This window comes from Xenorhabdus sp. NBAII XenSa04 (assembly GCF_963866145.1).
GTDB classification, from domain to species: Bacteria; Pseudomonadota; Gammaproteobacteria; order Enterobacterales; family Enterobacteriaceae; genus Xenorhabdus; species Xenorhabdus indica.
This window is the reverse complement of sequence record NZ_CAWMEB010000146.1, coordinates 1-14,984: the sequence shown is the minus strand read 5'-3', so window position 1 is coordinate 14,984 and position 14,984 is coordinate 1. Positions and strand designations below refer to the sequence as shown.

Sequence of the window (14,984 nt, the reverse complement as noted above, 5' to 3'; positions counted from 1 at the left end):
TTGAGCTGCCCAGTGTCTATGCTCTTGCCTGAGAATACCATTTTCTTGTGGATAATGCGCAATCAGGATGTACCTTGTTTTTGCTGGTTTTTGCTTGCCTAACTCACTATAATCTCGCGCAACCTTTATTCCGCAACAAACTCTTTTCTGAGATTTTCTTAGTTTCCAGGATCAAATTTTATGAGCGAAAAATATGTCGTAACGTGGGATATGTTGCAAATACATGCCCGTAAACTGGCACAACGTTTACTTCCCGCAGAGCAATGGAAAGGTATTATTGCTGTAAGTCGTGGCGGGCTTGTACCTGGAGCATTATTGGCTCGTGAACTGGGGCTCCGTCATGTGGATACAGTTTGTATTTCCAGCTATGATCATGATAATCAGCGTGAGTTAAAGGTATTGAAAAAAGCCGAAGGAGATGGAGAAGGCTTTATCATCGTTGATGATTTGGTTGATACCGGAGGCACTGCTCAGGCGATCCGTGAGATGTATCCCAAAGCGCACTTTGTGACGATTTTTGCCAAACCTGCAGGCCGTCCGTTAGTGGATGATTATGTGGTTGATATTCCTCAAAACACATGGATTGAACAGCCGTGGGATATGGGCGTAATGTTTATCCCGCCTATCTGTGAATAATAATTATACTATACCTCTCATCTTGCAAGTTGCTCTTTAATTGGTTGCGCTATTCTTCATAGCTACCCCAGTCATATAGTTTAGTTACCTATGCGCCTGGGGATTTTTCTATTGCTACTGCAATGCAACTCGAAATCTATTGGGTATTTTTGTGATAAGCAGTAATAAATTTCTTTTGCCATGACTAAACATAACCTTTCAGAATCGCTGTTTAAACCTCAGGTTAAACAGCGGGAAACTTCTACATTGGTAAAATACGTTTGTCCACAAGTGACTGATGCCAGTGATAAAGTGCTCAGTGGAGAACGCCAGGAACGCTGGTATCGCATGATTAACTGGCTCGCTTGGATCTGGAGGGGGATTAATCCGCTGGAAATTCAAGATGTTCTCAGCAGGATTGCGGTGACAAATGCTGAGCGTAGTCATGACCATTTATTGGACACAGTGATTGGCTATCGTAAAGGGAATTGGGCCTTTGAATGGTCACAACAGGCTATGTTCTGGCAGCAGAAAGCACAGCATGCTGAACAGGGCTCTGAAGCCAGTGAGTGTTGGTTAAAAGCCTCAATGTTATACAGCATTGCTGCGTATCCCCATCTGCGTGGTGACGAATTGGCAGATCAGGCTGTTGCCCTGGCTAATAAAGCTTATGAAAATGCAGCACATTTCTCTGATTATCAGTTGAAAAAACTGAAATTTCAGTTAGAAGAGGGTAAAACCGTTACTGGTTTACTGCATATTCCTCCAGATGTTCAGGAACCGTGTCCGACAATACTTGTTTGTGCCAGTCTTGATAGTTTGCAAAGTGATTGTTGGCGATTGTTTCGGGAACATTTCTCACCGCTAGGTTTTGCAATGCTGACGGTGGATATGCCTTCTGTAGGTTATTCAGCCAAGTTTACATTGACACAGGATACCTGCGCTCTTCATCAACAAGTATTGCAACAATTAAAAACTGTTCCGTGGATTGATCATACAAGAGTGGGCATTTTTGGTTTTCGTTTTGGTGCCAATATTGCTGTTCGTCTCGCGTATCTGGAACCTCATCTTATTAAGGGAGTGGCTGTGGTCAGCCCGGTTGTTCATGAACTATTGCATGATGAAAAGTTACAGCAGAAAATTCCGTCAATGTACAAAGATGTACTTGCCAGTCGTCTGGGCGTTTACCATGTTGATGAAGCTGCTCTGCGTTTAGAACTGAGCTGTTATTCTTTGAAAAATCAAGGATTACTGGGGCGTCGCTGTTCTGTGCCAATGTTTTCAGTATATTGGAAGGATGATATTTTCAGTCCAAGAGAAGACTCAAAACTTATTGCTAGATCATCAATGGATGGCTCTTTATTGGCAATTCCGTCAACGCCTGTTTACAGTGGTTTCAGTCGGGCATTACACGAATCAAGTGTATGGTTGAAAGATAAAGTTGACTAAACTTAAATTTAATAGTTGAAATTTTTTAATCATTTGATACAAATGTGCTTCTGTTTATAAAGGAGACCTTTGTATGACTGTACCCGCAAGTTATTCCAGAAATAAGTTGTTAAAGAGTTTTTCTGCATTAGGGCCCTATTTACGCGAACTAAGATGCCAAAATGATTACTTCTTTTTTGATTGCTTGGCTGTCTGTGTGAGTGCAAAAGCAGCACCAGAAAAACGGGAGTTTTGGGGCTGGTGGTTAGAATTGGAATTACAGGAAAAAGGGTTTGTTTATAACTATCAGATAGGTCTATTTGATAAACATGGTGAGTGGCAACCAATGAGTATCAAAAAAGAAGCTGATCTTAAGCATCTTGAATCAACATTACAGGCGTTTCACAAACGTCTGTCCGATTCTCTTGATATCTTCAAACTGACGCTAATTCCATCTGACAACACTGTCACTCCTCAGATCTAAATTTTGGCATGAATTTGTTTTATACCTGATAAATTTTAAGTTGTATCAGGATCATAAATAAATGGAATCAATAAGAAAGCAACCTAATGAATTAAGGGTATAAATCAACTTTTTTTGAATTTTGCGTTATGCCAGTTGGCATGACGCTTCTCTCCTGCTAAAACTGAACTCTGTTTTTTAAATTTATTGTGTCTTATTTATTTTTCAAATGAATGGTAATGGCAGGAATATGATGAATGACAGTCAAACATTGGTTGTGAAACTGGGGACGAGTGTACTGACTGGTGGTTCCCGTCGTTTAAATCGTGCCCATATGGTGGAGTTGGTTCGGCAATGCGCGCAGCAACATGAGAAAGGTCACCGTATTATTATTGTAACTTCCGGTGCCATTGCCGCAGGTCGGGAACATCTTGGTTATCCAGAACTACCGGCAACAATTGCTTCAAAACAGTTGCTTGCTGCTGTAGGGCAAAGCCGATTGATCCAATTATGGGAGCAGCTTTTCTCCATTTATGGTATTCATGTCGGCCAAATGTTGTTAACCCGAGCAGATCTGGAAGATCGTGAACGTTTCCTGAATGCAAGGGATACACTTCATGCATTACTTGATAATCAGATTATCCCTATCATTAATGAGAATGATGCAGTTGCAACAGCAGAGATCAAAGTGGGTGATAATGATAACCTTTCTGCTTTGGCGGCAATTCTGGGTAGTGCGGATAAATTGTTGCTTCTGACAGACATTGAAGGGCTATATACTGCCGATCCTCGTAATAATCCTAATGCGGAACTTATTCATGAAGTGCATGATATCAGCGATGAACTCAAAATGATGGCCGGGGATAGCGTTTCAGGTCTTGGAACTGGCGGTATGGCAACAAAACTTCAGGCCGCAGGTGTTGCAGGTCGTGCCGGAATTGATGTGATTATTGCTGCGGGTAATAGAGCCAATGTCGTTGCTGATGTGATTGAGGACAAATCGGTTGGTACACGTTTTCATGGCTTGGCCAGTCCGATGGAAAATCGTAAGCGCTGGATCTTCGGTGCACCTTCTGCGGGAGAAATCATTGTCGATGATGGTGCAGAATCTGCCATTCTTGAGAAAGGCAGCTCTTTATTGCCGAAAGGGATAAGAAGTGTTGCAGGTGACTTTTCCCGTGGTGAAGTTGTCCGCATCTGTAGCTTATCCGGCAAGAAGTTAGCCCATGGTGTATGTCGTTACAACAGTGACGCTTTACGCCTGATTGCCGGTCACCATTCACAGAAAATCTGCCAGATATTGGGTTATGAATATGGTGCAGTTGCTGTGCACCGTGATGATATGATCGTAAGTTAAGGATTCCACCATGCTAGAGCAGATGGGAAAAGCAGCTAAAGCAGCATCATGGCAACTGGCTCAATTGAGCACCAGTCAGAAAAATCAGGTGTTGAGTCATATTGCTGATTTACTTGAGCAGGAAACAGAAGATATCCTTGCTGCTAATCAGCAAGATATGGAACAAGCCCGTCAACAGGATATGAATGAGGCATTGCTTGATCGGTTATTGCTGACCCCTGAACGGTTGAAAGCGATTGCTAATGATGTGCGTCAGGTTTGTCGATTAGCTGATCCTGTGGGGCAGGTGATGGATGGACAATTGTTGGATAATGGGTTGCAGCTGAGCCGCCACCGTGTTCCTCTTGGTGTAATTGGCGTAATTTATGAAGCTCGTCCCAATGTCACTATTGATGTAGCATCATTATGCCTGAAAACAGGGAATGCCGTGATACTACGTGGTGGTAAGGAAACCCATCATACCAATCAGGCAATGGTAAAAGTGATCCAACAGGCATTAGAACAAAGTGGTGTACCTGCCGCGGCGGTTCAAGCGATTAATAAACCTGATCGTGAACTAGTTGCCGAATTATTGAAAATGGATCGCTATATTGACATGCTGATCCCTAGAGGTGGTGCCGGGTTGCATAAACTTTGTCGAGAACAGTCCACTATTCCAGTTATCACTGGAGGAATTGGCGTTTGTCACACGTTTGTTGATGAGCATGTGAATTTCGAAAAAGCGTTGGAAGTTATCACCAATGCAAAAGTTCAACGTCCAAGCGCCTGTAATGCCTTGGAAACTCTTTTGGTGCATGAGAAGATAGCCGCAGACTTTCTGCCAGCATTAAGTGTCAGAATGAAAGGGCAGAAGGTAACACTGCATGCCGGGGCGTCAGCTATGGCGTTACTGAAAGATGGCCCGGCAAACGTTGTTGAAGTGGCAGAAGAAGACTATTGCGATGAATGGCTATCATTGGATATGAATGTGGAAATTGTCAACGATATTGATAAAGCTATTGAACATATCCGTACTTATGGTACAGCCCATTCGGATGCTATTTTGACAGAGTCTTTACAGCATGCAGACTATTTTATTCGTCATGTGGATTCTTCAGCTGTATATGTAAATGCCAGTACACGTTTTACTGATGGCGGTCAGTTTGGTTTAGGGGCAGAGGTTGCTGTCAGTACCCAGAAACTACACTCCAGAGGACCAATGGGACTGGATGCATTGACGACTTATAAATGGATCGGTTACGGAGATTACCTTACCCGTCGTTAATGGCAATATTCTGTTTTAGTAATTTTTAATTCAGAACAGGCCACACTTACCATTAAGTGTGGCTTTTAACGTGGTAAAAATATATTTTTACATAAGTGTAAACATTTAGTTACTATATTTTGTATTCAACTTTAATGGCTCAGACCTTCAGGAAAAACAATACAATGAAGCAAACTCTATTTATCGTAGGTGCACGTGGTGCAGGGAAGACGACAATAGGTAATTTGTTAGCTGAAGTGTTAGCGTATAAATTTGTTGACACCGATGAAAATATTCAGATTTCATGTGGGATGACTATTGCTGACCTCGTTGAGCAACGTGGTTGGGACTATTTCAGGAAATTGGAAAGCCAAACATTAAAAGCTGTTAGCCAGAAAAACCGGGTCATTTCTACAGGGGGGGGAATGATATTAGCAGCCGAGAATCGGCTGTATATGCGGCAAAATGGCATTGTGATTTATCTGCAAGCCCCGGTAGAAGTTCTGATAGAGCGGTTGTCTCATAATCCAGAAAATTCACAGCGCCCTAGTTTGACTGGGAAATCCATAACGGAAGAAATAACCGGAGTGTTGGCAGAAAGAGAGCCATTATATCGTGAATGTGCACATTTTATTGTTGATGCTACCCTGCCAATAGAAAATACCGTTCTTGATATAAAAAGTTATATTTTGAGTCAATACAAACAGATAATTTGATATATTTTTTTATTTTTACGTTTATTTTTTATATGAGTAATAAATTCTATATCTCAGATCATTTATACCTCTTATAGTATCACTCTACTTATTACTCACTTTAATTTTATTTAATTATATTGAGATATGGATTGATATATGGATATGCTCTTAAAGTTTCTGCGATTACTTGTGCGTGTGCTCTTTAGAGTTACAGTAGAAGGTGATGATAAGCATCTCAAACACCCCAAATGTATTATTACTCCCAATCATATTTCCTTTTTGGATGGTCTTTTGATTGGGCTTTTTCTGCCAGTGAAACCTGTATTTGCTATTTATTCTAATATTGCGACACGGAGCTTTCTCAAATTTATTAAACCTTATGCGGATGTTGTGCCCTTGGATCCAACGAATCCAATGGCAATCAGAACACTGGTTAAAGAGATCGATAATGGGCGACCTATCGTCATTTTCCCTGAAGGCCGGATCACGGTAACGGGCTCTTTGATGAAAGTTTATGATGGTGCAGCATTCATTGCAGCTAAGTCAGATGCTAAAGTCGTGCCTATCCGTATTGATGGTGCAGAACAAAGTATTTTTGGGCGTTTGAAAGGTGTTATGAAACTTCATTGGTTCCCTAAAATTACCATCAAGATTTTACCTGCCATAGATTTTCCGATGCCTGATGCCCCGGATTCGTCAATACGTCGCCGTTTGGCGGGAGAAAAACTGCATGCTGTCATGATGGATGTGAGAATGCAGACACGTCCGAAAGAGACGTTATTCAGTGCTTATCTGACAGCTCAAAAGCGTTTTGGACGTTTTAAATCTTGTATTGAAGATAATGCACTGAAAGAAGATAGTTATCACACACTATTGAAAAAAATATTGGCAGTCAGTCGGATCTTAGAACGTTTTACTCAGGAAGGTGAAAGAATAGGATTTTTACTGCCTAATGCTACTGTTATGGCGGCTGCTATATACGGTGCATCGCTGAGAGGACGGGTTCCGGCCTTGTTAAACTATACGGCGGGGAGCAGTGGTGTTAAAAATGCCATACAAGCGGCGACAATCAAAACCATTGTGACTTCTCGTCAATTTCTGGAAAAAGGGCAGTTAACCCATTTGCCTGAGCAGGTAACCGAAGCGAATTGGGTCTATCTTGAAGATCTGAAAGATACCATCACACGGGACGATAAATTTTGGATATTCTGGCACTTAATTTTCCCAACCAAAGCTATTCTGCCTTCACAGAAACCAGAAGATGAGGCGCTGATCCTGTTTACTTCAGGTTCTGAAGGTGCACCAAAAGGAGTTGTGCATAGTCATGCCAGTTTATTAGCTAATGTTGAGCAAATTAAAACGATTGCAGACTTTACTCCGCAGGATCGTTTTATGTCATCTTTGCCCCTGTTTCATGCCTTTGGGCTAACAGTCGGGTTATTTACCCCTTTGATGACGGGAAGCCGTGTATTCCTTTACCCAAATCCACTGCATTATCGTGTTATTCCTGAAGTGGTCTATGACCAAAACTGTACGGTTCTGTTCGGAACCTCAACTTTCTTGGGTAATTATGCCCGTTTTGCCCACCCTTATGATTTTGCCCGCTTGCGCTATGTCGTTGCAGGTGCAGAAAAACTGTCAGAAAACACCAAACGTGTTTGGCAGGATAAATTTGGCATCCGTATTCTGGAAGGTTATGGCGTGACAGAATGTGCTCCTGTTGTGGCAATTAATGTTCCGATGGTTGCCAAAGTAGGTACAGTTGGACGGATTTTGCCGGGTATGGAAGCGCGCTTACTGCCTGTGCCAGGCATTGAAGAGGGTGGACGTCTGCAATTGCGTGGCCCGAATATCATGAAAGGTTATCTGCGGGTTGAGACTCCGGATCGTCTTGAACCACCCGCAGCAGAAGATATTGAAGGGAATCTACAGCTTGGTTGGTATGATACAGGTGATGTTGTCTCCATTGATGAAGAGGGTTTTTGTACGATTAAAGGGCGTGTGAAGCGTTTTGCTAAATTGGCAGGTGAAATGATTTCTCTTGAAGCTGTAGAGCAAATTGCGTCAAGGATCTCACCGGATGCTCTGCATGCAGCAACGGCCAGAAGCGATTACAGTAAAGGTGAAGCTCTGGTGCTGTTCACGACAGATACAGTACTGAACAGAAATGCGATGTTAGTTGTTGCACGCGAAATTGGTATGCCTGAACTGGCAGTTCCACGAGATATTCGCTATGTGCAGCAATTACCTTTACTTGGTAGTGGCAAACCTGATTTTGTCACATTAAGAGAAATGGCAGAGCAGGAGTAAGGAAATGCATGGGACTGTGGAGACACAACCATTGTTAAATCGAGGAATGAAGGCAGTTTTATTATCCCAGTTTCTGTCTGCTTTTGCTGATAATGCACTATTCTTCGCTATATTAGCTCAATTGAAGGCTGAGTCGTATCCGGGATGGAGCTTGCCAGCCCTACAAATTGTTTTCGTGCTGACTTATATTGTACTCGCTCCCTTTGTGGGGCAAATTGCTGATCGGTTTTCGAAAGGCCGGGTTATGCTCTTTTCCAATGGCATCAAATTACTGGGTGCTGTCAGTATCTGCATTGATATGAACCCTTTTCTGGGATATACCCTTGTGGGAATTGGAGCAGCAGCTTATTCACCTGCTAAATATGGAATCTTGGGCGAATTGACTGATGGTGCGCATTTGGTTAAAGCTAATGGCATGATGGAAGCATCAACAATTGCAGCGATTCTGATTGGTTCTGTAGCAGGTGGCTTTCTCTCTGATTTCAATCTGTTTCTTGCATTAGGGCTATGCGCTTTTATGTATAGTGCAGCTGTGGTAGCTAATTTCTATATTCCTCGTTTGGCGGCAGCCCGCCAGGGGAAAGGTTGGGCTCCTAAAGCAATGCTGGTGGATTTTATTGTTGTTACTTCTGCCCTTTGGCGAAACCCCGAAACCCGTTTCTCTTTAGTTGGAACTAGCCTGTTCTGGGGAGCTGGTGTTACCCTTCGCTTTTTGTTGGTTGCATGGGTACCTATCGTACTGGGAATTGAAGGTAATACAACGCCAACCTTGATGAATGCAGTTGTTGCGATTGGTATTATTGTAGGAGCGGGTTTGGCTGCAAGGTTTATTACATTGAAAACTGTGCGTCGCTGTATGCCTGCCGGAATTTTGATCGGTGTTATTGTTATCATTTTTGCCATTCAACAATCAATATGGCATTCATACTTAATCCTGATTACGCTTGGTGTGTTTGGTGGTCTTTTCGTCGTGCCATTGAATGCATTGTTGCAGGAACATGGGAAGCATGAAATGGGAGCCGGTAAAGCTGTTGCGGTACAGAATCTTGGTGAAAACAGCGCAATGCTGATTATGTTAGGGCTGTACTTAATTTCCATCATGTCAGGAATGTCCGTCATTGCTATAGGTGTTGGGTTTGGTATCTTATTTTCTTTGGCAATCGGCGGGTTGTGGATTTGGGATCTGTTTCAGAAAAATTAATTTCTTATAGAGTTAAAGGCGTACTATGGATGAAAAAATCCTGAATCAGCTTAGTATTGAACTTGGGAAAAGGTTACGCCAGAAACAATTATCCATAACCTGTGCAGAATCCTGCACAGGAGGATGGATCGCTAAGACGATCACAGATATTGCTGGTAGTTCAGCCTATTTTAATCGTGGTTTTGTAACTTACAGTAATGATGCCAAGCATGAAATGCTGGGAGTATCGCATGTGTCTCTGGCTCAGTTTGGCGCAGTCAGTGAGCAGGTTGTTAAAGAAATGGCTTCAGGGGCGTTGGAAGTCGCTAAAGCAGATTTTGCTATTTCAGTCAGTGGCGTAGCAGGGCCAGACGGTGGCAGCGAAGAAAAACCAGTAGGTACAGTCTATTTTGGGTTTGCTGTTCGTGATGGTGAAAATATATACATGAAATCATATCGTCGGCTTTTTATTGGTGATCGTTACTCTGTACGGCTTCAGTCAGTTATTTTTTCTTTAAAAACATTGCTGGAAGAAATCATAAAAAATTAACTTGATGCTGTATGATTATACAGTATAATTGGTTTTAGCACTTTGATTATATAAACATGGTATCAGAAACAGTTTATCAGCAGTGGGGCAGCCCCTTCACTTCATTGCTTACGAAGGAGTAAACATGGCTAACGATGAAAACAAACAAAAAGCACTAGCAGCGGCACTGGGCCAAATTGAAAAACAATTTGGTAAAGGTTCTATCATGCGTCTGGGCGAAAACCGTTCAATGGATGTTGAAACCATTTCTACTGGTTCACTGTCACTAGATATTGCTTTAGGTGCGGGCGGTTTGCCAATGGGGCGTATTGTTGAAATATACGGGCCTGAATCTTCCGGTAAAACAACGCTAACCCTTCAGGTTATTGCTGCTGCTCAGCGTGAAGGCAGAACATGTGCTTTTATTGATGCCGAACATGCCCTTGATCCGGTTTATGCCAAAAAATTGGGTGTGGATATTGATAACTTACTGTGTTCTCAGCCTGATACTGGTGAACAAGCGTTAGAAATTTGTGATGCTTTGTCACGTTCTGGTGCCGTTGATGTTATTGTGGTTGATTCTGTTGCTGCGTTGACACCAAAAGCAGAAATCGAAGGTGAAATCGGTGATTCACATATGGGGCTGGCGGCTCGTATGATGAGCCAGGCTATGCGTAAGCTGGCAGGAAACCTGAAAAACTCCAATACATTGCTGATCTTTATTAACCAGATTCGTATGAAAATTGGTGTGATGTTTGGTAATCCAGAAACCACAACCGGTGGCAACGCACTCAAATTCTATGCATCTGTTCGTCTGGACATCCGTCGTACTGGCTCTGTGAAAAACAGCGATGAAGTTGTCGGCAGCGAAACTCGTGTGAAGGTCGTTAAGAACAAAGTTGCTGCACCTTTTAAACAAGCTGAATTCCAAATCCTGTATGGTGAAGGTATTAATACTTATGGTGAGCTTATCGACCTGGGTGTTAAACACAAAATGGTGGAAAAAGCGGGGGCATGGTATAGCTATAACGGCGACAAAATTGGTCAGGGTAAAGCTAATGCCACAATTTACCTGAAAGAGCATCCAGAAGTTGCATCTGAACTGGATAAAAAACTGCGTGAATTGCTGTTGAATAATGCAGGTGGATTCAGTAGCGCTGCTTCTGATTATGTCACTGATTATGAAGACAACGTCGAAGAAGTGAATAACGAAGAATTTTAATCACTTTTCACTTTGTGATCATCACAAATTGTTTCCGTCAAAAACCACATCCGGTTTGGGTGTGGTTTTTGCTTTTATGTAGGCATAAATACGATTGGAAATGATTGTATCGAAACTGGTCTGACAAACAGACTTTCAGAAAATGTCCAGACGAATTACAATGCTGAAAAGCGAATGGATTTATATGGGATTTTACTTCTTATGGAAGACATTCTATCTTAACCCTATTTTAATGTGTTCGTGAGTTGAAATGGTGATGAGATATTCCACCTCAACCATCCATTATTCTGTTTTTTCAGCTTGATTTCGGGACAATTATGAGCAAAAGCACCGCTGAGATCCGTCAAGCGTTTCTTGACTTTTTTCACACTAAAGGGCACCAAATAGTACCAAGTAGTTCGTTGGTGCCAACCAATGATCCAACATTGTTGTTCACCAACGCGGGAATGAACCAATTCAAAGATGTTTTTCTTGGGTTGGATAAAAGGCCTTATACTCGAGCAACAACGGCTCAGCGCTGTGTTCGTGCTGGCGGCAAGCACAACGATTTAGAAAATGTTGGTTATACCGCTCGTCATCACACTTTCTTTGAAATGTTGGGTAATTTCAGTTTTGGTGATTACTTCAAGCAAGATGCGATTAAATACGCTTGGGAATTGTTGACAGGAGCAGAGTGGTTCAATCTGCCAAAAGAGAAATTGTGGGTGACTGTCTATGAGACAGACGATGAAGCCTACAATATCTGGAGCAAAGAAGTCGGTGTTCCAGCAGAAAGAATTATTCGCATTGGTGATAATAAAGGTGCTCCTTATGCGTCAGATAACTTCTGGCAAATGGGGGATACAGGCCCTTGTGGTCCTTGTACAGAAATTTTTTACGATCACGGTGAACATATTTGGGGTGGGCCTCCAGGTAGTCCTGAAGAAGACGGTGACAGATATATTGAAATCTGGAATATCGTTTTCATGCAGTTTAACCGTCATGCAGACGGTACAATGGAATCTTTGCCAAAACCTTCCGTTGATACCGGCATGGGATTGGAGCGTTTGGCTGCGGTATTGCAGCATGTGAATTCCAACTATGAAATTGATGCGTTCCGTGATTTGATCGCTACAGTAGCAGAAGTGACGGGTGCAACTGATCTCACTAATAAATCCCTACGTGTTATTGCTGACCATATCCGTTCATGCTCATTCCTGATTTGCGATGGTGTTATTCCATCGAATGAGAATCGGGGTTATGTGCTTCGTCGTATCATTCGCCGTGCTATTCGTCATGGCAATATGTTGGGAGCTAAAGAGACATTCTTCTATAAGCTGGTTGCTCCATTGATCAAAATTATGGGGGCAGCAGGTGAAGAACTGCAACGTCAACAGTCATTAGTTGAGCAGGTATTAAAAACAGAAGAAGAGCAATTTGCCCGTACTTTGGAACGTGGCCTGCAATTACTGGATGAAGAACTGGCGCAACTGTCTGGTGATACCTTAGATGGTGAAACTGCTTTCCGCTTATATGACACCTATGGCTTCCCTCTTGATTTGACTGCGGATGTTTGTCGTGAACGCAATATTAAGGTTGATGAAGCGGGCTTTGAGATTGCAATGGATAGTCAGCGTCGTCGTGCTCGTGAATCCAGTGGTTTTGGTACTGATTACAATGAAGTAATCAAAGTTGATAGCCACAGCGATTTTTCTGGTTATGAACATAACTCTCAAAAAGCGGCTGTAACGGCTATTTATCGCCATGGAGAGCCAGTTGAGCAACTTCATGCTGGTGAAGAAGCGATCGTTATACTTGATAAGACGGCCTTCTATGCTGAATCTGGCGGACAAGTCGGGGATACAGGCAAGCTCTTCTGCGGTGAAAGTACATTTGAAGTTGTTGATACCCAGAAATATGGTCAGGCAATTGGTCATATTGGTAAATTGACAAATGGTAGTCTGAGCGTTAATGGTACAGTTGATGCCAAAGTTAATGCAGTGCGCAGAGATACAATTCGTTTGAACCACTCTGCTACTCACTTATTACATGCAGCATTGCGTCAAATTCTGGGAGAGCATGTTTCTCAGAAAGGTTCTTTGGTAAATGATAAGTATCTGCGTTTTGACTTCTCCCATTTTGAAGCAATGAAGCCAGAACAAATTCGTCAAGTAGAAAATCTGGTAAATGGAGAAATTCGCAAAAATTTACCAATTGTTACAGAATTAATGGACTTGGAAACAGCAAAAGCCAAAGGTGCTATGGCACTATTTGGTGAAAAGTATGATGAGCAAGTACGTGTATTGAGCATGGGCGATTTTTCTACTGAGTTGTGTGGTGGAACTCATGCAAGTCGTACCGGTGATATCGGGTTGTTCCGTATTATCAGTGAATCAGGTACAGCCGCTGGGATCCGCCGTATAGAAGCAGTTACAGGGCAAACTGCACTAAATTCTATTTATCAACAAACTGAATTATTGCAAGATATAGCTCATTTGGTGAAGGGGGATATCAGTAGTCTGAGTGAGAAGGTGAAAACGACGCTGGATAGAACGAAACAATTGGAAAAGGAGTTGCAACAGTTGAAATCTCAGCAGGCAGCTCAAGAAAGCTCTTCTTTGGCTAACCAAGCGAAAGATATCCAAGGTATTCGTCTACTGGTGACACAGTTGGGTGAAGTTGAACCCAAAATGCTCAGAACGATGGTTGATGATCTGAAAAATCAATTAGGATCAGCAATTATTGTGCTTTCTACTGTGACTGGTGATAAAGTCTCCCTAATTGTTGGTATAACAAAGGATTTGACTGCTAGAATAAAAGCGGGTGATTTAATCTCTTTTGTTGCCCAACAAGTTGGAGGTAAAGGAGGAGGACGTCCTGATCTGGCTCAGGCTGGTGGGACAGATGTAGCAGCTCTTCCTTCCGCATTAGCTAGTGTAGAAGAGTGGGTAATATTGCGGTTGTAGTTAATATCGCCGTGATAGTAGTGGCACCATGAAACTATTTTTATGGTGCCAAATGTTTTTTGTTGTGAAATTGTTGAAACGTTGGGCACATACTTATATTTTAGCTATCCTATAGATATAGGAAATGTGTTCAAAACTGCTTATGCTTTAAGTAGATATCATAGCTTTACGTTTTCACGGTGTTTGATGGATAATAGCGGGGAAACCTAGAGACCCGACTCTTTTAAATTTTCAAGGAGCAAAGAATGCTTATTCTGACTCGTCGAGTTGGTGAAACGCTCATGATAGGCGATGAGGTAACAGTTACAGTACTGGGAGTTAAAGGCAACCAAGTTCGAATTGGTGTGAATGCACCCAAGGAAGTTTCTGTTCACCGTGAAGAAATTTATCAACGGATTCAGGCAGAGAAGTCTCAGCCTACAACTTTTTAATTCAAGAATGGCGTCCATGCTTTTTTAAACTTGGGCGCTACTCTACTTCCTCCCTTTCTTTATGAACCACATGGTTTATCCTTTTTTGTTACCTTAATTCTATTTTCCCACATTTTTTTATTTTCTATCTGTTGAAAAGACATCATTCATGATGTCATAGAAGTGAATAATTTTTTCCATCAATTTTTACGCATCTCAGGGAATTTCACTGTCGATAAAACAGACTTTTAGATGTTAATCTCATCATTATGTGCGCAAAGTATTCAAACAAAAAAAAGTTGCGAAAAATTGTTTGACTTATCAGGCTGGGAAAGTAATATGTGCGCCATCGCAACGACGACGAGCTTTAAGAAAAGCTTCTGAGTAAGCCTCAGAAGTAAAGATTCAAAAAGTTTTGAGGTGAGAACTTCAAGTCTAGAGCTTAAGTCAAGAGTTTTAAAGCGTATGGTGAGGTGGCCGAGAGGCTGAAGGCGCTCCCCTGCTAAGGGAGTATGTGGTTAAGAGCTGCATCGAGGGTTCGAATCCCTCCCTCACCGCCATTTTACAACGCATCCGTAGCTCAG

Annotated in this window: 12 protein-coding genes and 1 tRNA gene; all 13 read left to right on the top strand. The window is 42.2% G+C overall.

Features of this window, described 5'->3' with window-relative positions:
- Positions 1 to 180: 180 nt before the first annotated feature.
- The 13 genes from gpt (at position 181) to AAC147_RS06775 (ending at position 14,960) form a co-directional block, all read left to right on the top strand.
- A complete protein-coding gene (gene gpt / locus AAC147_RS06835; RefSeq protein ID WP_047679761.1) occupies positions 181 to 636 on the top strand; it encodes a xanthine phosphoribosyltransferase in 456 nt (151 codons plus the stop codon).
- Positions 637 to 816: 180 nt separating this feature from the next.
- Positions 817 to 2,064 (top strand): esterase FrsA, encoded by a 1,248-nt coding sequence (gene frsA, locus AAC147_RS06830; protein ID WP_047679759.1) that lies wholly within the window; start codon positions 817 to 819, stop codon positions 2,062 to 2,064.
- A gap of 73 nt (positions 2,065 to 2,137) precedes the next feature.
- Positions 2,138 to 2,527 carry a sigma factor-binding protein Crl gene (crl, locus tag AAC147_RS06825; protein WP_047679757.1) on the top strand — a complete coding sequence of 130 codons (390 nt, stop codon included), beginning with the start codon at positions 2,138 to 2,140 and terminating at the stop codon, positions 2,525 to 2,527.
- Between the two features lie 232 nt (positions 2,528 to 2,759).
- On the top strand, positions 2,760 to 3,863 hold the full coding sequence (gene proB / locus AAC147_RS06820) for a glutamate 5-kinase (protein WP_047679755.1): 1,104 nt from the start codon (positions 2,760 to 2,762) through the stop codon (positions 3,861 to 3,863).
- A gap of 10 nt (positions 3,864 to 3,873) precedes the next feature.
- Positions 3,874 to 5,127: a glutamate-5-semialdehyde dehydrogenase gene (gene proA / locus AAC147_RS06815; protein ID WP_047679753.1), complete on the top strand. Its 1,254-nt coding sequence runs from the start codon at positions 3,874 to 3,876 to the stop codon at positions 5,125 to 5,127.
- Between the two features lie 164 nt (positions 5,128 to 5,291).
- Positions 5,292 to 5,822 carry a shikimate kinase AroL gene (gene aroL, locus AAC147_RS06810; protein ID WP_047679751.1) on the top strand — a complete coding sequence of 177 codons (531 nt, stop codon included), beginning with the start codon at positions 5,292 to 5,294 and terminating at the stop codon, positions 5,820 to 5,822.
- 144 nt (positions 5,823 to 5,966) lie between these two features.
- On the top strand, positions 5,967 to 8,114 hold the full coding sequence (aas, locus tag AAC147_RS06805) for a bifunctional acyl-ACP--phospholipid O-acyltransferase/long-chain-fatty-acid--ACP ligase (RefSeq protein WP_047679793.1): 2,148 nt from the start codon (positions 5,967 to 5,969) through the stop codon (positions 8,112 to 8,114).
- Positions 8,115 to 8,118: 4 nt separating this feature from the next.
- Positions 8,119 to 9,315 carry a lysophospholipid transporter LplT gene (gene lplT / locus AAC147_RS06800; protein ID WP_047679749.1) on the top strand — a complete coding sequence of 399 codons (1,197 nt, stop codon included), beginning with the start codon at positions 8,119 to 8,121 and terminating at the stop codon, positions 9,313 to 9,315.
- Positions 9,316 to 9,340: 25 nt separating this feature from the next.
- A complete protein-coding gene (pncC, locus tag AAC147_RS06795) occupies positions 9,341 to 9,844 on the top strand; it encodes a nicotinamide-nucleotide amidase (protein WP_047679747.1) in 504 nt (167 codons plus the stop codon).
- A gap of 124 nt (positions 9,845 to 9,968) precedes the next feature.
- On the top strand, positions 9,969 to 11,045 hold the full coding sequence (gene recA / locus AAC147_RS06790; RefSeq protein ID WP_038263203.1) for a recombinase RecA: 1,077 nt from the start codon (positions 9,969 to 9,971) through the stop codon (positions 11,043 to 11,045).
- A 317-nt stretch (positions 11,046 to 11,362) separates the two neighbouring features.
- Entirely contained in the window at positions 11,363 to 13,990 is a 2,628-nt protein-coding gene (alaS, locus tag AAC147_RS06785) for an alanine--tRNA ligase (RefSeq protein WP_047679745.1), read from the top strand.
- 245 nt (positions 13,991 to 14,235) lie between these two features.
- Positions 14,236 to 14,421: a carbon storage regulator CsrA gene (csrA, locus tag AAC147_RS06780; protein WP_010845367.1), complete on the top strand. Its 186-nt coding sequence runs from the start codon at positions 14,236 to 14,238 to the stop codon at positions 14,419 to 14,421.
- 446 nt (positions 14,422 to 14,867) lie between these two features.
- Positions 14,868 to 14,960 (top strand) — tRNA-Ser (locus AAC147_RS06775).
- Positions 14,961 to 14,984: the final 24 nt, after the last annotated feature.

Bases quoted from the DNA above. Each gene is read 5' to 3' on its own strand.
- proB (WP_047679755.1), top strand. From the start codon at position 2,760: ATGAATGACAGTCAAACATTGGTTGTGAAACTGGGGACGAGTGTACTG.
- crl (WP_047679757.1), top strand. From the start codon at position 2,138: ATGACTGTACCCGCAAGTTATTCCAGAAATAAGTTGTTAAAGAGTTTT.
- aas (WP_047679793.1), top strand. From the start codon at position 5,967: ATGCTCTTAAAGTTTCTGCGATTACTTGTGCGTGTGCTCTTTAGAGTT.
- proA (WP_047679753.1), top strand. From the start codon at position 3,874: ATGCTAGAGCAGATGGGAAAAGCAGCTAAAGCAGCATCATGGCAACTG.
- csrA (WP_010845367.1), top strand. From the start codon at position 14,236: ATGCTTATTCTGACTCGTCGAGTTGGTGAAACGCTCATGATAGGCGAT.
- gpt (WP_047679761.1), top strand. From the start codon at position 181: ATGAGCGAAAAATATGTCGTAACGTGGGATATGTTGCAAATACATGCC.
- lplT (WP_047679749.1), top strand. From the start codon at position 8,119: ATGCATGGGACTGTGGAGACACAACCATTGTTAAATCGAGGAATGAAG.
- alaS (WP_047679745.1), top strand. From the start codon at position 11,363: ATGAGCAAAAGCACCGCTGAGATCCGTCAAGCGTTTCTTGACTTTTTT.
- recA (WP_038263203.1), top strand. From the start codon at position 9,969: ATGGCTAACGATGAAAACAAACAAAAAGCACTAGCAGCGGCACTGGGC.
- aroL (WP_047679751.1), top strand. From the start codon at position 5,292: ATGAAGCAAACTCTATTTATCGTAGGTGCACGTGGTGCAGGGAAGACG.
- pncC (WP_047679747.1), top strand. From the start codon at position 9,341: ATGGATGAAAAAATCCTGAATCAGCTTAGTATTGAACTTGGGAAAAGG.
- frsA (WP_047679759.1), top strand. From the start codon at position 817: ATGACTAAACATAACCTTTCAGAATCGCTGTTTAAACCTCAGGTTAAA.